A 21667-nucleotide genomic window follows, 5' to 3' on the forward strand; every position below is an offset into this window, starting at 1 on the left:
GCCCCTAAGGGAGAAAGAAATTGCCCGAACTTTCCTATTCGTTTAGCCCTTTCTCATATTGGGGCGGAGTTTTCTGATGCTGAGCAGCAAAGCTCCAATGAAAATTACAGTGTACGAGATTAAATAAGAAATCCATAACGGAAACTCAATGCCAGTTGATCTGGAAATTTCATTCGTAATCTCCGGTTGAAACGTGCTGATCAAAATAATAACAGGGTTCAGCATCGCCGGAAAATAGGCCAAAGGGTTTGTCGGTTGAACCGCTGAATAATTGTATGCATTGTTTAGCTGGATAAAGATTAAAGCCAGAAAAGCAGTTCCTCCCGCCAAAAATAAAGTAACTCCATAAGTAGTAACCATTGATACAATAGTTTTTCGAATGAGCGTTGAAAACAGTACCCCAAGGCTGCCAAATGCAAGGATTGTGAATAGATAAAATCCCATAGTCGTAAGCAGCTGCCCAGGGGAAACACCGCCAAATAAAAACACGAAGCTATATAGCGGCAGACTTGCCGCAATAAGCAGAAGCAAATACGAAATAGAAGAAATCAGCTTGCTTAGCACAATGCTTGCAGAGCTTTGGGAAGTGGTCAGCATGATGTTTAATGTTTGCCTTTCCCTTTCACTGCTGATAATTCCGGCAGTCAATCCCGGTGTAATAAACAGAATCAAAGCAAGCTGCAAAACTGAAAGAATCATAAACATCGTTCGGCTCTGGTCTGGTTTAAAATAGCCCTGCATGTTATTGGACAATGATTCTATAAATATAAAGCCGACAATGATTAGCCCAAGCGCCAAAAGGTAAAAGAGAACGCCAAGATAGCTCTTAAAGTTACGGAAGCGGAGCTTAAACTCTTTATTCAGTACAGGATTTACCACAAAATTCTTCATGTCAGCTCAACCCCCTTTGTAATTTCCATAAAGACATCTTCAAGGTCTGTCTCCACTTCGGAAAAGCTGGTAATACCCAGATTATTAAGTACTGCTTTTTTCAGCATTGCTGTTTGTTCTTCTGCAGTGCCTCTATATATAAATTGGAAGGACAATCCATCTTCCAGTGCTGATAATTTGGAGACATTATGATCATCTTCAAAAAAAGAGATCGCCTCCTCAATCCCTTCATGGACTTTTACAATAATTAGCCTCTCCCCTCTTAACTGAGCCTGTATATCAGCAACTGATCCCTTAGCCACCAATTTCCCTTGATCAATAATGCCAATAATGTCGCACATCTCGGCAAGCTCAGGCAAAATATGGGAAGAAATTAAAATCGTTTTCCCCATACTCTTCAGCTCCTTTAATATTTCCCTCATCTCCACCCTTGCACGTGGATCCAGGCCTGAAGCGGGTTCATCAAGAATCAATACTTCCGGGTCATGGATAAGGCACCTCGCCAGACAGAGGCGCTGCTTCATCCCCCTTGATAAAAGGTCAACATATGAATCCCTTTTATGTGACAGATTGACGAGGTCGAGAAGCTGCGGAATCAGCTTCTCCCTCTCGGCAAACGGAATGCCATAGCTGGCACCATAGAAATGCAGGTATTCATCTGCCTTGAGCTGATCATAGACTCCAAAGAAATCCGGCATATACCCGATTTGTTTCCTGACCAGCTTTGGCTCCTTTTGAACATTAAAGCCATTAACATAAGCAGTTCCTGAGGTAGGGGCCAGAAGGGTTGCCAAAATGGAAAATGTCGTCGACTTTCCCGCGCCATTCTGTCCGACAAATCCAAACACACTCCCTTTTTCTATTGTCAGGTTTAATGAATCAAGTGCCGTGAATTTCCCATATCTTTTCGTTAAATCAATAATTTCTATCATTTTGACACCTCCCCTTTAATCGTAATAGCTGGCAATTGAACATAAGGATCGCCCTGGGCAGATTTGTTGAGCTTTAATATGAGTTTGCCTTCTTTCGAAATAAATTGGCTTAGATTGTCCTTGCTGGTTAGCTTTAAGCTGCGCTGATCGGGCTCTATCGGCAGCCATTCTGCGGTTTTATGATTTTTAACTGAATATTGTACTGCATGGCTATTGATTCTAATTGATATTTCTTCAAGACTATATGATTTGTCTGCCAGCTGTTTTGGCAGATTTAAAATATATTCATATTCTCCGTCCTCTAACATAATTTCTGTATGCGATCCGCCCATTCCTTTTTCATAAATTTGACCTTCGATCACATTCCAGTCCTGCGCCATCATTCCATCTTTCAGCGTAAATGAACCAGAAAATTCATTAATAGCCTCAAATGGCTGAAGTATAAGATTGGTATTGTTTTGCTTTTCTTTTTTCCCATCAATGGTTACATCAATAACAGCATCTTTCGTTGTCCCTGCAAGGACTGGCTGTGTCACATCTCCAAGCAAAAATGTGGAAGAAGCAAATTCCATTCTTTCTTTTTTAAATTGGCTGATATCATTATTTCGATTGCTCGGGTATGCTCCATTAAAACTGCCTGAATAAGGCCTTGTCAGGAGGGATTGCTTTGTTGTCTTATCTACTTTTAATGTTTCACCTTTCTTTAGCGGCCCCAATTTAATCGCTTCATTGCCTGACCAGACAGATAATTCTTCAAAATCGTATTCAAACCCGTTTGTAACCGTTCCTGTTAACCGCTTGTCTTTTAGAGTTAGATCAGCTGTAAATTTCTCCGTTATTTGGGTCTGAGCCTTTCCGTATATCGTTTTGGAAGACCAATAATCCACGACAGGAAAAATGATTTCATTATTTTTAACTTTTTCAGCCATAATTCCGCCCCTGAGCGGATCGAAGGTGGACGAATTGTTTGAATGCACAACAGCATTGAATTCGCCTTTGGGCATTGACAGCGTGTACTCACCGCTTTTATTTGATAAAAGCGTCGAAGCCTGATAGCCAGTCAAAAGCTGATTATTCACCTTAAAAATACCCATTTGGTTAAGCTGCGGCTGTGAAATCCTGTCTTTCGCGCCAATTCCAAAGACAACAGCCGCCATTAAAAAGGCAATTGAAGGAATGATCCACCAGGAATGCTCCCTTTTATCAAGCTTCCGCAAAACAAAGTAAAGAACCGGCACTATCACAATAATATAGCCGGCAAAAAGGCCCATTAACTGCCCCACTGAAAAATTGGATGCAGGAAAAAATTCATTTGCTTCTGCAAACTCCCAATAAAGCTGATCCAGATAATCCTGTGCATATGGGTTGGATCCTGTGCTGGCACTAGAGGCATCCTTTAAAAAGCCGCCAAACCAGGTACTGTATCCTTTCCAGGAAGATAAGGGCTCATCTCCCAGTGAAAAAGCAGTTTGCAGAATCGCACCGCTTCCATATTCCTTCTTTAAGGTAACAGGAAGTTCGCCGCTTTTCGTAATAACAGCGGAACCCTTTTCTAACGGACCTGTAAAAAAGTTCAGCTCTTTAAAATCGGGCTGTGAGTCTTTAGTACCCTGCAGGAAATCAGCTGTACCGGTTGTTTCTTTTTCAGATTTCATCGGAAGCAATGAATATAGATCCCCATAAGATTGGCTTGCATCCGGTGCTGCCCCAGCAATTAAAACTCCGCCGTTATAAATCCAATCCTTAATTGCTTTTTGCTGCTGCGCATTCAGCTCCGAAACCTCATATTCATCCACCAGCAAATAATCAAGCATTTCTAATCCGGTAGCCTGATTTGGCAATGCTTCCTTTTTTAGCTCAATCATCTGAATGGACATGGAAGGCAGCGTCCTAAGTTCCTTTAAACGGTCATATTTTTCGCTTAAGACTCCAACAACCTTAGAATTCATATCTATAAACTTTGGTTTTAAAGTATCTTCGCCTTTGAAACTAACTTTTTTCCCGTTCTTCCAATCTCCATGATAAAGAGTCAGTGAAGGAATATTTTGATAAATGGAAGGATGGTCCTCCGTCATTCCCGGTATGGAAACCAAATATTCTTTCGTGCTGCCTGCCGGAAGCTCGACATCCACCGAAACTGCACCACCCGTATTATAGGAAGGATGATAGCTTATTAATAAGTCACCGCTAAAAGACTCCCCTTTATTTTCAAGCTTTATCCTTAGTGGAAACCCCTTTCCCCTCTTTACCTTTCCTCCAAATCCTTCATCAAGCGTAATTTTGATCTCTGAGTTTGCAGCCCCAGCGGTTTCCAAGGGATTAACCATAAGAAATAAACATAAAAGACCCATAATGATTATTTTAAACCTTCTGTACAACCCAATCTCCCCCAATTAAAAATATAAACATCAATTGTATTGGCCCTTATTCTGTTATCTTTTTTCGGGCCGTATTAAAACCGTATATCAGCTGCTATTAAAAATAGATGACTATTTTGTACAATGACAGCTTCCATAGATATAGACGCAGACAACTGACAAAAAGTTCCTGGCCATTCAGAAATTTAACCATTTTATTAGATTTTGATGGAGATTTTCTCAGAGAATACCTGCTAATAATTACCTGTCTATATTTAGTGTAATTTTACACTACAAGGATTAATTGTCAATCTATTTTGACATTTTTGTTGATAGTTACGCTCAATAAATTCCCTTGATTAAACAGGGGGTTAAGATTCAGTAGCATTCTGCAAGATTAACTACCATATTTGAGGTGAGGTACAAGTTTTCGTCGTTAAACATGATTAACTACCATATCTAAATAGATGCACTGGTTTTCGTCGTTATTCAACATGATTAACTACCATATCCAAAGAGATGCACTGGTTTTCGTCGTTATTTAACATGATTAACTACCATATCTAAATAGATGCACTGGTTTTCGTCGTTATTCAGCATGATTAACTACCATATCCAAAGAGATGCACTGGTTTTCGTCGTTATTCAACATGATTAACTACCATATCAAAGAGATGCACTGGTTTTCGTCGTTATTCAACATGATTAACTACCATATCCAAAGAGATGCACTGGTTTTCGTCGTTATTCAACCAGATTAACTACCATATCTGATGGTTCGTTGCTATTATCCTCTATTAACTTCTTTAACAGCTTAAATTAAATCTTCCCTGAAGCCACCGTAAATGCAAGCTCCTCAGCTCATAAAAAAACAGCCATAGAACTCTCTCCGGCTGTTTTTCCAAATCTTATTCTTCTTCCTCTTCTGCTTCTTTTTCGACCACGTCGGCAAAAAGGCCGTAAACGTATTGTTCTGCATTGAATTCCTGGAGATCATCCATTTTTTCGCCAAGTCCCACGAATTTAACCGGGATTTCCAGTTCGTTTCTGATGGCGAGAACAATTCCGCCTTTTGCTGTGCCATCCAGCTTGGTAAGGACAATGCCTGAAACATCTGTTGCTTCTTTAAAGGTTTTCGCCTGGATCATAGCATTTTGTCCAGTGGTTGCGTCCAGTACCAGCAATACCTCGTGCGGAGCGCCAGGAACTTCCCTTTCAATGACACGCTTGACCTTTTCCAATTCCTTCATCAAGTTTACTTTATTTTGCAAACGTCCTGCTGTATCGCATATCAAAATATCCGCTTTGCGCGATTTTGCAGATTGGACTGCATCAAACATGACTGCAGCCGGGTCAGAACCTGCTCCCTGCTTGATTACATCAACTCCGACACGTTCTCCCCACACTTCAAGCTGTTCGATCGCTCCAGCGCGGAAGGTATCGCCTGCGGCAAGCAAGACGCTTTTGCCTTCATTTTTGAACTTATGGGCAAGCTTGCCGATGGTAGTGGTTTTCCCAACACCATTAACACCGACAAATAAGATAACTGTAAGCCCATCAGGCTGAATATTTAATTCAGTAGAGACTTCGCCAGCTCCTTCATATATTTCCACAAGCTTCTCTGAAATGACAGCTTGTACATCGCGAGGGTCCTGGATATTTTTTCGCTTGACTTCACGCCTTAGCTCTTCCACCAATTCCATTACAGTGTCAAAACCGACATCCGCTTGAATTAGGATCTCTTCCAGTTCTTCGAAAAATTCTTCGTCAACTTTACGGTATCTGGATACTAGGTCATTTACCTTATTTGAGAAGTTATCACGTGTTTTGGTTAATCCATCTTTAAATTTATCAGTAACAGTATCTGTTTGCTTGGTGATTTTTTCTTTTAATTTCTTAAAAAAACTCATCTTCTCACTTCCTTTTTAAGAGCTTTAATATGTATGGGCATGGAACAGCTTTTTAAAATGCTGCTCCACAAATAATGCAAATAATGCTATTGAGGGATTAATTCTTTCGTTTCTTCAAGCCGTACAGATACGAGCTTTGACACTCCTGATTCCTGCATGGTAACACCATAAAGGACATCCGCTTCTTCCATTGTTCCCTTTCGATGGGTGATGACAATAAATTGGGTTTCATCGCTGTATCTTTTTAAGTACTGGCTGAATCTTTGTACATTCGCTTCATCCAGCGCTGCCTCAACCTCATCAAGAATACAGAACGGAACCGGACGGACTTTGAGGATTGAGAATAGGAGTGCGATAGCGGTCAGCGCCCTTTCTCCCCCTGATAAGAGGCCGAGGTTCTGCAGCTTTTTGCCTGGAGGCTGTGCCACAATTTCCACCCCTGTATTCAATAAGTCATCGGGCTGAGTCAGCCTTAGGTCTGCTCTTCCACCGCCGAATAATGATTGAAAAACAGACTCAAAATGGAAACGAATTCCTTCAAAGGTTTCTTCAAAGCGCCTTTTCATTTCTACATCCATTTCATCTATAACCTGGAATAATGTGTCCTTTGCTTCCTGAAGATCCGTTTTCTGTTCGAGCAGGAATTCATAGCGTTCTGAAACACGTTCGTACTCTTCTATTGCCCCAAGATTCACAGCTCCCAGCTCTTCAATGGCCAATTTAATCAGTTTTACCTTTTTACGCGCTTCGTCCACTTCGATTAAAAGCGGGTATTCTTCTTTAGCCGCTTCAAAGGAAAGCAGGTATTCTTCTCTTAAATGGTTTAGCCTATTTTCAAGCTCTACATCCAGGCGATTTTGCTTCACTTCTTCGTCCTTCAGCACTTCAGCCATGCCTTTGTGCTGGCGCTTCAACTCCTTAGTCTCCAGCTCGAGGTCCTCCAAAGCTGTTTGAAGTTTTAGCCGCTCTTCCCGCCTTGATGCAATCAATTCGAGCGTTTCGTTTTTTTCTTTGAGCTTTTGCTGTGCAGCTTCTTCCAAATGCTGTTCTCCGGAAGAGCTGTTTGTCATTTCCGATGATAAAAGCTCCAAATCCTCTTTAACCGTCTTCAGTTTATCTTCATTAAAAGCAAGTTCGGTGGTCATTGCTGCCAGCTTATCTTCGGCATGTTTCAGCTGTTCGCTTTTTGAAGCGTACCCGATCTTAAGCTCATTGATTTCGGAGACCAGTGTTTCCTTTGATGTTTGCTGGGTGTTTTTTCTATCGGTTAAAGCTTTTATTTCCTCATCCAGATTGGCTATTTGTTTTTGCTGTTCTCCCAATATAGATGCGAGCTCATTCTTTCTGTTTAAAAGCTTTTCCCTGTCTTCAGAAAACTGGGCCTTGTCCATATCATAAAGAGACAAGCGTTCATTAATGCTTTTCTCCTCAAATTCTACTTCCAGAAGGTCGCCTTTAAAGGCTTGTTCCTTCATGCGAAGCTCTTCACCTGCTTTTCTGAGCTTTTCAATATGGGCTTCCTGTTTTTGAATCTCGCTTTTTTGCAGCTTCACTTGTTTTTCGAGGTTGGCTGTCTTGGATTCCATGTCGGCAATCCGGTCTTTCAGCTCCTCTAACTCGCCTTTACGGGATAAAATCGAAGAGCTTTTTTGTTTTACAGCTCCGCCTGTCATGGAACCGCCTGGGTTGACCACATCTCCTTCGACAGTTACAAGCCTCACACGATACTGAAGCAGTTTTGCCAGCTCATTGGCTCCTTTTAAATCCCTTGCAATGACAACATTGCCCAGCAAATTTTCAATTGCAGGCTGATGTTTGCCTTCAAACTGAATTAGTGAAGCTGCTTCGCCAATAAAAGCTGGGTGTGCTTTCACAGATTGCAACTGGCCGGAATTTAACTTTTTGCCTTTTACTACACTTAACGGGAGGAAAGTTGCTCTGCCAAATGAGTTCTTCTTCAGGTATTGAATCGCATTTCGGCCATCCTGTTCAGTCTGGACAATAATATGCTGCATGGCTCCGCCCAGTGCCGTTTCAATCGCGGTTCCGTACTCCGTTGGCACCTGAATCAATTCGGCAACCGCTCCTTCAATCCCCTGGAGCTTGTTCCCGCGTGCCTTCAGGACCTCTTTTACCCCCTGGAAAAAGCCAGAATAATCTTCTTCCATCTCTTCAAGCATTTCCTGCCTTGATTTAGCCTGCTGCAGGTATTGATATGCCTGATACAAGGTCTTTTCCTGCTTTTGATAATTATTTTTCAAAGATTCAAGCTTACGATCTTCATTGCGGAAAAGTTGGACATGCCCCTCTAATTCCTTCTGCAGGTCCTCGAGATTTGACTGAATAGCTTTCTTTTTATCTTCAATTTTCATGCGCTCGGCAATGTACTTTTCATTGTCCATTTCAAGTTTGGAGCTCCGCTGTCCCTGCTGGCTCAGCTGCTGCTCAATATTTTGCAATTCATTTCTGGAAGCTGCCTGGCAGTTAAGTACTTCGATATAATCACTTTTAAGCGATTCTATCTTTTCTTCCGTATTTTCACTAAAAAGCTTAAGCTGCTCCTGCTTTTCTTTTAATGCCTTTTGAAGCTTAAGCGCCTCAGCCTTTACCTTCTCCTTAAGAGCTGCTTGTTTTTCTATTTGCTCTCTCATGCCGGTTATTTTCAAAGCCAGTTCTTCCATGTTACTTTGAAGCTGACCTTTATTTTGGTTTGCATTTTTCTTTCGTTCTTTCAGTACTTCTTTTCTGCCTTCAAGCTTTTCAAGCTCTTCACTGGCATGAAGGAGGACCTCCTGCAAATCATTCACCGACTCATCGAGGGCAGCGATATGGTCTTTTAATTCCTCCGTTTTCGCTTCTTTGTTCTGCAGGACTGAGGAAAGTTTCATTTCGTCCTCTGTATGCTGTTCAAGCTGGCGAGAAAGCTGCTCCCATTTTGAATGCAGGTCTTCTATCTCATAGACAGTAAGAGCAACCTCTATTTTCTCCAATTCTTCCTTCTGCTGCAAAAAATCCTTTGCAATCGAAGCCTGAATCTTTAAAGGCTCTACCTGGCTTTCAAGTTCATGCAGAATATCATTAACACGGTTTAAATTATCCTGTGTTTCAGAAAGCTTGCTTTCCGCTTTTTTCTTTCTTGTTTTATACTTAAGAACGCCTGCTGCTTCTTCAAATATGGTGCGGCGTTCTTCCGCTTTACTGTTTAAAATTTCTTCAACCCTGCCCTGGCTTATGATCGAAAAAGCTTCTCTCCCCAGGCCGGAATCCATAAATAAATCCACAATGTCTTTAAGTCTGCAAGTTTGCTTGTTGATTAAATATTCGCTGTCTCCTGAACGGTAAACCCTTCTTGTCACACTAACTTCACTGTATTCAATCGGCAATCCTTGATCACCATTATCAAGTGTCAAGGTAACCTCTGCAAAGTTCTGCGCTTTTCGGGAATCGCTGCCAGCAAAAATGACATCCTCCATTTTAGCTCCACGAAGGGATTTAGCCGATTGCTCGCCCAATACCCAGCGGATGGCATCCGTTATATTGCTTTTACCGCTTCCATTCGGACCCACAACAGCAGTGACACCCGGAACAAAATCAACTGTGATTCTTTCAGCAAATGACTTAAATCCAACTACGTCAAGCCGTTTTAAAAACAACTTTGCTCCCCCTCTGTCTCCTCCGAGTCTCCATTCTTAGCTGTCAGAGTTCACTTTATCGGGTATAACGGACAGTAACCCCCACTCATGACCTAATATCTGTAATATAACTAATTTTTAGTGGGGCACAACTGCCCATGAGGCCCGATTGGTTCAACTAACATCAGCGGAAAGGTCCTCCGCTGATTAAAGTTTCACTTTATATGGTTCTTCAATACTTCCAGAGCCATTTGGGCAGCATGCTGTTCGGCTTCCTTCTTTGACCGCCCTGTGCCTGTTCCAAGTTCCCTGCCATTCAAGGAAACGGTGGAAACAAATTCACGATTATGAGCAGGCCCTTTTTCCTGAAGAATTTTATATTCAATTGAACCTGCACCATCACGCTGGACCAGCTCCTGCAGCTGGCTCTTAAAATCCATCACATGCGAAAAAGCACCTGAATCGATTTTTGGAAAAACGACTTTTTCCAAAAAGCCGACAACCGTATCCAACCCTTTATCCAAATACAAGGCACCGACAAAAGCTTCAAAAACATCTGCAAGCAGTGCAGGACGAGCTCTTCCGCCTGTCATTTCTTCTCCTTTTCCTAGCAGGACAAGATCTCCGAAGAATAATTCATGGGCAAAAGAAACCAGGGATGGCTCACAAACAACAGCCGCCCTCAATTTAGTTAATTCTCCTTCGCTCATCATAGGATATTTCAGGTAAAGGAATTTAGAAACTGTCAATTCCAGTACCGCATCTCCCAAAAATTCAAGCCTTTCATTATCCTCGTAGGGTTTTCTCCGATGCTCATTCACATAAGATGAATGGGTAAAAGCTTGTTTTAAAAGCTTTTCATTTTCAAATTGAATTCCTAGCTTTGCCTGAAAATCTTTAAATTGCTTTTCGATTGCGCGAAATGATTTTCTTTCCTTGTCTTTATTGTTACTGCGCATAATGCATCCACCTTGCTAACATATTATATTCTTGCTTTCTTTGTATCATCGTTAAAGATAGAGTTTAACATGGTCTTCCCTAAGTTTACGTAATAAAGATGAAAAACGCAAAAAAACTCGAGTGCTTTTTACCAACCATTACAAGTTAATTCCGATAATCCATTTTTCACAGAAGAAAGCCCCGTTATCAAACGGAGCTTTTGTTGAAACATATTTACTGTCCGCAGCCACCTGATGAAACTGGCGGATACCGCGTTGGCATGAATGCAGCTTCTGGCCAATGCAACAGGTAACAACGGACAGTAAACATCCACTGTTAAAATTGCTGCAGCGAGGGGGAGTCCCTCACTGCAGAGTTTGGTTCACCTAACGATTATTGGCTAGCTTTTATGTAATTTACAGCGTCACCGACTGTTGCGATTTTTTCAGCGTCATCGTCAGAAATTTCCATATCGAACTCATCTTCTAATTCCATAACTAATTCTACTACATCAAGGGAATCAGCGCCAAGATCATCTTTGAAAGAAGCTTCCAATTTTACTTCAGACTCCTCAACACCAAGACGGTCTACGATGATCTTTGTTACACGTTCTAATACTTCTGCCATGCTTGTTCACCTCCCCTCAAGTATTATAGAGTATTTTAATCAATTAATAAAAGGTTTTATAAGAAATTTTGCATTACAAGCCTATTACAATTACATAACCATTCCGCCATCTACATGTAGGGTTTGCCCTGTCATATAGCGGCTGTCTTCGGAAGCAAGAAATACTGCTACATTTGCAATATCAGACGGATCCCCAAAACGTGCTAACGGAATTTGTTTAAGCATTTGGTCTTTTACTTCCTCGTTTAGCTTATCAGTCATGTCAGTTGTAATAAAACCCGGGGCAATCGCATTAACCGTAATCCCTCTTGATGCAAGCTCCTTGGCGGATGTTTTTGTCAGGCCAATCACCCCGGACTTCGCAGCCACATAGTTAGCTTGGCCAGGATTTCCGCTTACCCCTACAATGGAGGAAATATTGATAATGCGTCCGCTGCGCTGCTTCATCATCTGCCTTGTTACAGCTTTGGTACAAAGGAATACCCCTTTGAGATTTATGTTAATAACATCATCCCACTCGTCTTCCTTCATTCTCATGATCAGATTGTCTTTTGTTATACCGGCATTATTGACAAGAATGTCAAGCTTGCCAAACTTTTCAATTGTTTCCTTCACCATGTTAGCCACAGACTCACTATTGGAAACATCGCACTGCACAGCAAATGCATTTCTGCCCAATGCTTTGATTTCATCAACTACTTCATTTGCTCTTGTTTCGCTTCCTGAGTAGTTAACCGCAATATCAGCACCCTGCTTTGCAAGGCCAAGAGCGATTTCCCTGCCAATCCCACGGGAAGCACCTGTAACCAACGCTGCTTTTCCTTCCAACTTCATCGTAGTTCCTCCTTTAAGGACTCTAGTACTGCCTGACAGGTTTCTGCATCTGAAACCGCATAGGTTTTTAGGGAACGATCAACCTTTTTAACCAATCCTGACAATACTTTTCCAGGTCCTATTTCTATAAAAGCATCGACTCCAAGATCTACCATTTTGCGGATGGAGTCCTCCCAGAGTACTGGAGAATATAATTGCTCAATCAATCTGCTGGTAATCTCGGACGCGGATGTCATTTCTGATGCAGTAACGTTTGCAATAACGGGTACAGCAGCATCCTTTATTTCAATCTCATCCAAAATCTGTTTGAACTTCTCCGCAGCAGGCTTCATAAGCTCGGAATGGAAAGGCCCGCTTACGTCTAAAGGAAGCACGCGTTTGGCCCCTGCTACTTTAGCCTTTTCGGAAGCTTGTTCAACACCTGCTCTGGAGCCAGAAATAACGATTTGGCCAGGACAATTCAAGTTTGCCAGCTGCACAGGATTCCCTTCTTTGGTTACCTCCTCTGTCACAGCAGTCAGCTTGTCCCTGTCAAGGCCTAACACTGCAGCCATGGTGCCTTCCCCATTCGGAACAGCTTCTTCCATAAATTCTCCTCTTTTTCGGACAGCATATACGCCATCTTCAAAGGAAATAGCCCCTGCAGCAACCAGTGCTGTATACTCGCCAAGGCTGTGGCCTGCTACATAATCAGGTGTAACGCCAGATCTTTTAAAATAATCCAGAATAGCAATGCTTGTTGTCAGCAGCGCAGGCTGAGCATTTGTTGTTAATGTCAGCTTGTCCTGAGGCCCTTCAAATATAAGTGAGGAGAGTGAAAATTCCAGTTTCTGATCAGCATTTTCGAAAAAGGATTTTACCTTCTCATCTTGTTCAGCTAATGTTTTTCCCATTCCTGCAGTCTGTGATCCCTGACCAGGGAACAAAAAGGCGATTTTACCCATAGCGCTTCCCCCTAAATTTAATTATATTATTTGGCTCTGTTAATTTTGCCTGCTGATTCCGCTCCAGGCACTCAGCGAACCGCAGGCGGCCCGAAGCTCCTCGGCGCATTCGCACCTGCCTGCGGGGTCACGATCCAATCAACAGGGTGCTAAAATGAACATTAAGCTTTAACACGGCCTATTAATTAATAGCAGCTTTGCCCGCTTCTTTCTCAACAGCTGCCTTGATTGTTTCGGCCACATCGTTTTCAACCATATTCCGAGTCTGCCGTACTGCATTATATAAAGCATTCGCATCAGAAGAGCCATGCGCCTTAATTACCGGTGCCTTTAGCCCGAACAATCCGGCTCCGCCATATTCAGAATAATCCATTTTGGATTTAAGCTCATATAAGTCAGGCTTTAAAGCAGCTGCTGCCAGTTTGGTCTTAAAGCTGCTTGTCAAAGTTGTTTTTAACATTTTAAAAACAGAAAGCGCTGTGCCCTCAATTGTTTTAAGCACCATATTTCCGGTAAATCCATCTGTTACTACAACATCGGCAGCACCTTCTAGCAAATCGCGTGCTTCCACATTGCCGATAAAATTAATATCAGCCCGCTTCAGGAGATCGAAGGTGTTTTTAGCTAGTTCATTTCCTTTTTTCTCTTCTGTTCCAATATTTAAAAGGCCGACCCTGGGATTGGATACTCCACGTACCTTTTCCGTATAAATGGACCCCATAATTGCATATTGGAGAAGATGTTCAGGCTTTGCATCCACATTTGCTCCTACATCCAGCAGCAGGAAACCTTCCCCGCCAATGGTTGGAAGCGTTGGTGATAATGCCGGTCGTTCAATCCCTTCAATTCTTCCTACTACAAAAAGGCCTGCAGCCATTAGGGCACCCGTGTTGCCTGCTGATATACAAGCATCGGCTTTACCGTCTGATACGAGCTGGGCTGCCAGCACCATCGATGCATTCTTCTTTCTCCGGACTGCCCTTACTGGTTCATCATCCGGCAATATGACTTCATTCGTATGTAAAATTTCTATCCGTTCATGAGGTGTAAAGTGTTCTTTAATTTTCGACTCGTCCCCAACCAGGGTGATATGAACATCCTTAAACTCTGCTGCAGCTTTCATCGCTCCCAGAACAATTTCCTTCGGAGCGTTGTCGCCTCCCATTGCATCAATTGCAACTTTCATGATGATTCATCCTTTTAGTCTTTATTTTTTTCTGAACATATCAAATTCGCCTTTAAAAACCAATTCATTGTTGACGAAGCTATTGACCTCGACAATCGTCCTGCCGCTGCCTTTGTCGATTGTCAGTACTTTGGCTTTAGCGATAACACGTTCATTCAATCTTACTGGCCTTGTAAATTGAATATTTGCTTTTGCCGTTAAAGCAAGCTCATCGTTTATTACAGCCACCGCCAGTGAGTTGGCCTGTGCAAACATATGGTGTCCGCGGGCTATTTGATTTCTTTTAAAAACATGCTCTTCCTTTACATCAAAAATGGAAATAGCCGTTTTATCCAATTCTATATCTATTATTTCACCGATTATTTCTTCTATTGGCAAAGAACGGACTTCATCCTCGAACCTTTTCTCAGCTACATGCTTGATCCGTTCGCGCAATTCAGGAATGGATAATTCAAGGCGATCGAGCCTGATCGTCTGGACGCTTACTGAAAATTTTTCAGCTAGCTCTTCATCCGTAACAAAAGGGTTCTCTTTTATTGTGTCCGTTAATAATTGCTGGCGCTCTTTTTTATTTTTTTTCATAAAAATCCCACCGTCCGAGATATTAAGACTAGGTACTAATAGTAGTATATAATCAAAAAAAGCAGATTGCAAGAAAGAACTTTTCTGCAATCTGCATCGTTCATGTTCTTTGGAAGATGAAAAATAATTGCCATCTGCTTTGACTGAAAAGGGCTTCGTTTACGGGTTGAGAATAGATTTACCTTGCGAACCGGCATTATTTTCTACTATGGCATTTCTGCTGGTTTTTCTCTCCGGGGAAAAGACTTTATATGAGCTTTTGATGCTATTTCTGCTCGCTTTTATCTGATGTATGTAACGGGTAGACCACTTAAAATTATGTGGCCCACCCGTGTTAACTGATTCTGTAATCTACCTTATTTAAATCGGAACAATCGGTCCCCTTTTATGGTGGATACAAACCTTGCCATTAATCTAGCTTTTCTCCTTCAAGTACTCCTGTTTCCCTTAAATAATTCCTCAATGGCAGGTATTCATCGGAGTGCCAAAATTCATCTGATTCGACTAGGGCAGCGGCATCGTTTCTGGCAGTTTCAAGTGCGCGGTAATCATGGACCATATCCGCAACTTTAAACTCTGGCAGGCCGCTTTGTTTTTTTCCAAAAAAGTCTCCGGGACCCCTGAGTTCCAAATCTTTTTCACTGAGTGCAAATCCATCATTTGTTTCCGTCATGATTTTCATGCGCTCTTTTCCTACTTCAGATTTCGGATCGGCAAGGAGAATGCAAAAAGATTGCTTATCTCCTCGGCCAACTCTTCCCCTTAACTGATGGAGCTGCGCAAGCCCAAATCTTTCTGCATCATAGATAACCATCATGGTAGCATTGGGAACATTTACGCCAACCTCAACAACTGTAGTGGAAACAAGAACCTGAATTTCATTCTTGCTGAAAGCCTTCATGACGTGTTCTTTTTCTTCAGGATGCAGCCTTCCATGCATTAGCCCGACATCGTATCGGCCATGGAAATGGTGCATCAAAGTAGCATGGACATCAATAGCATTTTGGACATCCAGTTTATCTGATTCTTCAATAAGGGGGCATATTACATATACCTGCTGGCCCGCTGAAAGTTCTTTCTCCATAAAGCCCAGAACCCGGTCAAGCATTTCCGGCTTGGCCCAATATGTTTCAATTGCTTTTCGACCTGCGGGCATTTCATCGATGATGGATACATCCATTTCTCCAAAGACGGTGATCGCCAAAGTTCTTGGAATAGGAGTAGCAGTCATGAATAGTACATCGGGATTTTCCCCTTTTTCCCTCAGAATTCGGCGCTGGCCAACACCGAATCTATGCTGTTCATCCGTTATGACCAATCCAAGTCTTGCAAACTCCACTTCTTCCTGGATAAGTGCATGGGTTCCTATAAGGACATTAATTTCGCCTTCTTTTAGCTGATGGAGAATTTCTCTTCTACGCTTTCCCTTTACTGAGCTAGTAAGCAGTTCACAGCGTAATTCAAATGGCTCAAGCATGGCTTTTAAAGATTCAGCATGCTGCTCTGCCAATATCTCTGTCGGAACCATCAAAGCTCCCTGGAAACCTGCTGTTCTGCTGGCAAATAGCGCTATGGCTGCCACGGCGGTTTTGCCCGAACCTACATCCCCCTGAAGAAGCCTGTTCATACGGTATGGAGATTTCAAGTCGGCCAGGATTTCGTTTACAACCCTTTTTTGAGCGCTGGTTAATGAAAAAGGCAAAGAATCAATAAATTCCATTAACCAAGTAAGATTATAGGCTTGTACAATCCCCTTTGACAGCTCTCTTTCAATCTTTCGCAGTGCCTGCATTTTTAATTGAAAATAGAAAAATTCTTCAAAGACGAAACGACGCCTTCCCTGCTTCAGCTCATTTTCATTTGCCGGAAAGTGAAGGGATCTCATTGCATCTCTTCTATTAAGAAGCCTATATTGCAATAAATAACGTTCAGGCAATGTTTCCTCGATCTCATTCCCGTATTGGGAGAAAGCAAGATTGATAAAGCGCCTGATTCCTTTAACTGTTATTTTGCCCTTAACGGCATAAACAGGTTCAAAATCTTTGTTATTAGAGGCTGCGCCAACTTTCAACTCATTCGCCGTAATGACCTGGCGGTGCTGGTCCCATTTGCCTGTAACTGTTACCTTTTCATTCAAAGCGATTTTATTTTTTAAATATGGCTGATTGAACAGGACTACTTGGATAAGGTATCGGCCGACAAGTACCCTGACCGTTAGCCTCGAACGTTTTCTTCCATAATAGACAAGAGAGGGCTCACTGTGAACCTTCCCTTCCACGGTCACTCTTTCATCATGTTTGATGTCAGCGAGATCCTTTAGCCTGTAATCCTCGTACCTGTATGGAAAATGCTCAAGCAAGTCCCTGACAGTATTTATATTCATTTCGGCCAGTGATTCTGCTGTTTCCTCGCCTATACCTTTAACAGCCGTAACAGACTGGTTTAAGTTTTGATTCACGTTTATTGAGCAGAATGCCAATTAAAATTTAATGTATCTGTCTTCAAAGGCAGACCGCCAACCCTCCCTGCGCAGTTTCTTTTGTTCTGCAGGCATTAAAATGCCTAATTTATACCTAGCACATTTTTATTTGAATATGCAAATAAATGAATCACTCTCAAGCATTAATTTCAGGCTTACGTCAGTTGAACACCCTTGTGCTTTCAGAATAATTCCCTTGCATATTTTTGAATAATTTGCTTTGTAAAGGTTGCCTGTTGATTTCCGCTCACAAAGCTCTCTTTCCGCGGGCGGTCAGGAAGCTTCCTCAAGCATTAAGCCTGAGGGGTCTCCCATTGATCCGCACTCCCGCAGGACTTTGAATAAACATCGTCGAAGACACACCGCACGAGGGAAAGCGAATGCCTTTTCGAGGATCTCGCGCCTTCCGCTCCAATCAACAAAGTGCCCAAAACAACACTGCCCTTTAACACAGCTTAATATTCCCTGTGCGGCAAGAAAATCAAGCTTTTTAAACAGGCAAAAAGCGAAGGCAATGCCCTCGCTTTTGTCATTATTATTCAATTGAGAAGATGAAAGAGTATAGAGGCTGTTTGCCATCATGCACTTCCACTTCGACATCTTCATACTTTTCCTCAACATAGCTGATCAGTGCGTCTACCTCTTCCTCTGCGGCATCTTCACCTTTTAAAATGGTTAAGATTTCAGAGTCTTCGTCGATCATTTGATCAAGAAGGTCTTTGGCGGATTGCACTCTATCTTTGTTTTTTACAACTATTTTCCCATCGGCTATGCCCATGAAATCATCTTTTTCAATTTCAAGTCCGTCAATGCTCGTATCGCGGACAGCAAATGTGATCTGGCCGGTTTTAACATGCTGAAGGGCATCTGTCATGCCTTCCTCGTTTTGCTCAATGTTTGCACCTGGATTAAAGGCAAGAAGCGCCGCCATTCCTTGAGGGACAGTTTTTGAAGGTACAACTACTGCTTCTTCCTCTGTCACTTCCGCAGCCTGCTGTGCTGCCATGATAATATTTTTATTGTTTGGCAAAATAATGACTTTCTTTGCATTCACTTCTTTGATGGCTTTCACGATATCCTCCGTACTTGGATTCATCGTTTGGCCGCCTTCAATGACTGCATGCGCCCCGATGCTGCGGAAAAGATCAGCGATTCCTCTTCCCATAGATACCGTAACAATACCGTACTCTTGCTTTTCTTTCGGCTTTGTTTCGGCAGCTAAAGGTGTCTGGACATCTTCTACCAAATTTGTATGCTGCTGGCGCATATTCTCAATCTTCATATTGATTAAACTCCCGTAGCGCTGGCCATACGTTAAGCAATCGCCAGGCTGCTCGGAGTGAATATGTACTTTTACTAGCTGCTCATCTGCGATAACTAACAGAGAATCACCATATTGGCTTAAATCCTGGCGGAATTTTTCCTCTGAGAAAGGGCTGGCAGATAGCTTTTCACCTTCAAACTTCACCATAAACTCAGTGCAATAGCCGAATTCAATATCTTCAGTGTTCATGAAACTATGAATATTTTTGTGATGTTCCGCGCTTACCAGGTCATCCATCTTCGGAAGAGCAGCCGGTGTATCCGGAAGTTTCTCGCCTTTAAGCTCTGCAAGGAATCCCTCATAGACAAAAACAAGGCCTTGGCCGCCACTGTCTACAACACCCACTTCTTTTAGAACAGGCAGAAGGTCTGGAGTCCGGTTTAACGAAGCTTTTGCTTCTTTTAAAACTTCCTCCATGATGGCAATAATATCATCTTCATTTTTTGCGGCCTGTACAGCTTTCTTGGCAGAATCCTTGGCAACGGTTAAGATCGTTCCTTCTACAGGCTTCATTACAGCTTTATAGGCAGTCTCAACCCCGGAATTCAAGGCATCAGCAAACTCTTTTCCATTAATAGCAGCTTTCTGCTCAATGGCTTTGGAGAAGCCGCGGAACAGTTGGGAAAGGATTACCCCGGAGTTTCCGCGGGCACCCATTAACAAGCCTTTAGAGAGGGCAGTGCCCACTTTTCCGATATGTTCCTGAATATTATTCTTAACTTCCTTTGCACCGGAAGTCATGGACAAATTCATGTTTGTTCCAGTGTCTCCATCAGGAACAGGGAAAACGTTTAATGCATCTACTAATTTTGCATTAGCAGATAAATGGTTCGCTCCTTGTATAACCATTTCGGCAAAAAGCTTCCCATCTAAAACTTTTTTTGACACAAGTCTTTCCTCCTCACTACGGGTTCGTTACACGAACTCCCTGAACGTAAATATTTACCGAGTCTGTGCTTAGCCCCACAGTTTTATCAAGGGTGTACTTTACTTTAGATTGCACGTTGTGGGCAACCTCGGAAATTTTCGTTCCGTAACTTACAATAATATACATGTCAATATGTACTTCATCTTCTTCCTGGCGCACAATCACTCCGCGCGTGAAATTCTCTTTGCGAAGAATATCGGTTAAGCCATCTTTAATTTGGTTCTTAGAGGCCATTCCTACAATGCCATAGCAGTCCACTGCTGCTCCGCCTGCAATCGTTGCAATAACGTCATTTGAGATATCAATTTGCCCGAAATTAGTTTTTAGTTCGATGGACATGTTTCGTTCCCCCTTTGGAAATTGCTTTATATTAAGAAAAGCGCACTGCGCTCAAACGCTCCCATTCATGCTGGAGCGCTTGCGTTCCTCTTGTAACTGCCCCTATGCCTAAGCCGCAAAATAAAAACATGCGGCTTTTTTCAGCCAGACAGCTTTCTTCCTAACTCCAAAGCTTTAAGCATATCTTATGACATTTTACTATATGGGCTGTGAATTTGAAAGTCATACTTCCCCATCTCTATTATAGCTCATGTTGCCTACCCCTATGTCAAGGAAATTTTCTTGAAAGCAAACTATTGCAATAAGAAGGGTTCTGTGATAAATTATTAAAGTATCTTTTAATGTCGAAAGCCGAACTGGATTTTCACATTAATTCAGATGGATGAATCTGACGATTGCAAATGAAAGCATGAAAAATAGTTTCAGCTTTGGTATAGTAAGGAGGGAAACATACATGCCACGCAAATGTGTTGTAACTGGTAAAAAAACAACTTCAGGTAACGCACGTTCTCACGCGATGAACGCTAACAAGCGTACTTGGGGTGCTAACCTTCAAAAGGTACGTATTCTTGTAGACGGTAAGCCTAAACGTGTTTGGGTTTCTGCAAGAGCACTTAAATCAGGTAAAGTAGAGCGCGTTTAATATGCTCGGGACATCCTTTATTGGGTGTCCTTTTTATTTTCCGGAATTTTACTCCACTATCAGTCTCCCCAATTCTGTAAAAAAATAAAAGCACCCCGAGAAGAGGTGCCCAGTTTGACTCTGATAACTGATTTTTATCTGTTTTTGAAATGTATGGGTTTAGCCCTTTTTGAAGGTTCCTAGCATGGCACGTACAATGCCCCCTAAAAATTTCGGAAGTTTAATTGTATAAAATCTCATTACTCGTGTCCCTCCTCACGATCTTACGCATCCATTCTGTCCTTAAATCGTCCTTACTATCTTATTCAAATAATGAAAGATAAGTACTCATGATTTCTAAAATGATTAGAAAGCAATTTCAACTTAGACAGATGTCTGGCTTCCGGCACCATAGGCTGACGCCTTCAGCTTTTCAATTAATCCTTGCTTCTTACAACCATTAATATGCCTTCAGTAAAAGAAAAAGTACCATAATCGTTATTAAGTTCATTACTTATACATAGTGTTGAACCAATAGGAATTGTACGATTTGCAAGCGGATATTTGAAATCCTTAAGCGTAATGCCTTTTACTTCCATGGTGATCGGGATAAAAGAAATGTACTTAAACCTTTTATTTTTTTGTATCGTATACTCTCCAGCGGATTTTATATAGACTATATTTTTTCTGTCGATTATTTCAATTTGAACAGGGTTCTTTTGCAGAACAGGCTTTATAAGAAGCTGAACATTAGCGAACAAGTGATCAAGCCTTCCTCCTGTTGCCCCGAACAGCTGTATTCTCTCAGGACTTTGCTCGAGCGCCCAGTTCAATGCAAGCTCCATGTCTGTTTCATCTTTTTCCGGCTTGAATCTGTTTAGCTCTTTTACTTTTCCCTTAATCAATAACAATTCCTCCGGTGTCACTGAATCAAAATCGCCAAATGCAAGTTGTGGCTGAATGCCATTTTGGATCAGTGTCAGGACTCCCCTATCTACACCGACCCACATGTCGATATCTTTTTCATAAAGTGACAGCTCCGGAAGCAGGTCCTCCGGTCCCCCTGCCAGAATATTTATCTTCATTAATTATTCACTCCAATTTTAAACGCTGCATCAAGAGGCGCTCACAGCTGCTCTAA

17 protein-coding genes are annotated in these 21667 nt (G+C 42.0%); 1 reads left to right on the forward strand and 16 read right to left on the reverse strand.

Features of this window, described 5'->3' with window-relative positions; translation table 11 throughout:
- Window positions 1–42 precede the first annotated feature (42 nt).
- From DFO73_RS15940 to DFO73_RS16005, 14 genes are all read right to left on the reverse strand, one after another.
- The gene (locus tag DFO73_RS15940; RefSeq protein WP_110065721.1) at window positions 43–891 is read right to left on the reverse strand and encodes an ABC transporter permease; all 849 of its coding nucleotides are present in this window, start codon (window positions 889–891) and stop codon (window positions 43–45) included.
- The gene (locus DFO73_RS15945) at window positions 888–1823 is read right to left on the reverse strand and encodes an ABC transporter ATP-binding protein (protein WP_110065722.1); all 936 of its coding nucleotides are present in this window, start codon (window positions 1821–1823) and stop codon (window positions 888–890) included. The genes DFO73_RS15940 and DFO73_RS15945 overlap by 4 nt, the downstream gene beginning before the upstream one ends.
- Entirely contained in the window at window positions 1820–4201 is a 2382-nt protein-coding gene (locus DFO73_RS15950) for a hypothetical protein (RefSeq protein WP_110065723.1), read from the reverse strand. The genes DFO73_RS15945 and DFO73_RS15950 overlap by 4 nt, the downstream gene beginning before the upstream one ends.
- 887 nt (window positions 4202–5088) lie before the next feature.
- Window positions 5089–6090, reverse strand: coding sequence for a signal recognition particle-docking protein FtsY (gene ftsY / locus DFO73_RS15955; RefSeq protein WP_110065724.1), 1002 nt, complete (start codon window positions 6088–6090; stop codon window positions 5089–5091).
- Window positions 6091–6176: 86 nt separating this feature from the next.
- Complete coding sequence (gene smc / locus DFO73_RS15960; protein ID WP_110065725.1) at window positions 6177–9743, reverse strand: chromosome segregation protein SMC; 3567 nt, start codon at window positions 9741–9743, stop codon at window positions 6177–6179.
- Between the two features lie 194 nt (window positions 9744–9937).
- The gene (rnc, locus tag DFO73_RS15965) at window positions 9938–10681 is read right to left on the reverse strand and encodes a ribonuclease III (RefSeq protein WP_110065726.1); all 744 of its coding nucleotides are present in this window, start codon (window positions 10679–10681) and stop codon (window positions 9938–9940) included.
- A gap of 373 nt (window positions 10682–11054) precedes the next feature.
- Window positions 11055–11288 carry an acyl carrier protein gene (locus DFO73_RS15970; RefSeq protein WP_009330799.1) on the reverse strand — a complete coding sequence of 78 codons (234 nt, stop codon included), beginning with the start codon at window positions 11286–11288 and terminating at the stop codon, window positions 11055–11057.
- Between the two features lie 90 nt (window positions 11289–11378).
- Entirely contained in the window at window positions 11379–12122 is a 744-nt protein-coding gene (gene fabG / locus DFO73_RS15975) for a 3-oxoacyl-[acyl-carrier-protein] reductase (RefSeq protein WP_110065727.1), read from the reverse strand.
- Complete coding sequence (gene fabD, locus DFO73_RS15980; RefSeq protein WP_110065728.1) at window positions 12119–13066, reverse strand: ACP S-malonyltransferase; 948 nt, start codon at window positions 13064–13066, stop codon at window positions 12119–12121. Before fabD ends, fabG begins: the two co-directional genes overlap by 4 nt.
- Before the next feature lie 181 nt (window positions 13067–13247).
- The gene (plsX, locus tag DFO73_RS15985; RefSeq protein WP_110065729.1) at window positions 13248–14252 is read right to left on the reverse strand and encodes a phosphate acyltransferase PlsX; all 1005 of its coding nucleotides are present in this window, start codon (window positions 14250–14252) and stop codon (window positions 13248–13250) included.
- Between the two features lie 21 nt (window positions 14253–14273).
- Window positions 14274–14834, reverse strand: a complete 561-nt coding sequence (fapR, locus tag DFO73_RS15990) for a transcription factor FapR (protein ID WP_110065730.1) — start codon at window positions 14832–14834, stop codon at window positions 14274–14276.
- 409 nt (window positions 14835–15243) lie between these two features.
- Window positions 15244–17292 carry an ATP-dependent DNA helicase RecG gene (recG, locus tag DFO73_RS15995; protein WP_110065810.1) on the reverse strand — a complete coding sequence of 683 codons (2049 nt, stop codon included), beginning with the start codon at window positions 17290–17292 and terminating at the stop codon, window positions 15244–15246.
- Window positions 17293–17848: 556 nt separating this feature from the next.
- Window positions 17849–19525 (reverse strand): DAK2 domain-containing protein, encoded by a 1677-nt coding sequence (locus DFO73_RS16000; RefSeq protein ID WP_110065731.1) that lies wholly within the window; start codon window positions 19523–19525, stop codon window positions 17849–17851.
- Window positions 19526–19541: 16 nt separating this feature from the next.
- The gene (locus DFO73_RS16005; RefSeq protein WP_009330806.1) at window positions 19542–19904 is read right to left on the reverse strand and encodes an Asp23/Gls24 family envelope stress response protein; all 363 of its coding nucleotides are present in this window, start codon (window positions 19902–19904) and stop codon (window positions 19542–19544) included.
- A gap of 454 nt (window positions 19905–20358) precedes the next feature.
- Between DFO73_RS16005 and rpmB the strand changes: the two genes are divergently transcribed.
- Window positions 20359–20547: a 50S ribosomal protein L28 gene (gene rpmB, locus DFO73_RS16010; RefSeq protein ID WP_019381740.1), complete on the forward strand. Its 189-nt coding sequence runs from the start codon at window positions 20359–20361 to the stop codon at window positions 20545–20547.
- Between the two features lie 159 nt (window positions 20548–20706).
- Here rpmB and spoVM read toward each other — a convergent pair whose 3' ends face one another.
- Entirely contained in the window at window positions 20707–20787 is an 81-nt protein-coding gene (gene spoVM, locus DFO73_RS16015; RefSeq protein WP_019381739.1) for a stage V sporulation protein SpoVM, read from the reverse strand.
- Between the two features lie 176 nt (window positions 20788–20963).
- Window positions 20964–21611, reverse strand: a complete 648-nt coding sequence (locus DFO73_RS16020; protein ID WP_110065732.1) for a thiamine diphosphokinase — start codon at window positions 21609–21611, stop codon at window positions 20964–20966.
- Window positions 21612–21667: the final 56 nt, after the last annotated feature.

The sequence above is a fragment of the Cytobacillus oceanisediminis genome (genome assembly GCF_003182355.1).
GTDB lineage: Bacteria > Bacillota > Bacilli > Bacillales > Cytobacillaceae > Cytobacillus > Cytobacillus oceanisediminis_A.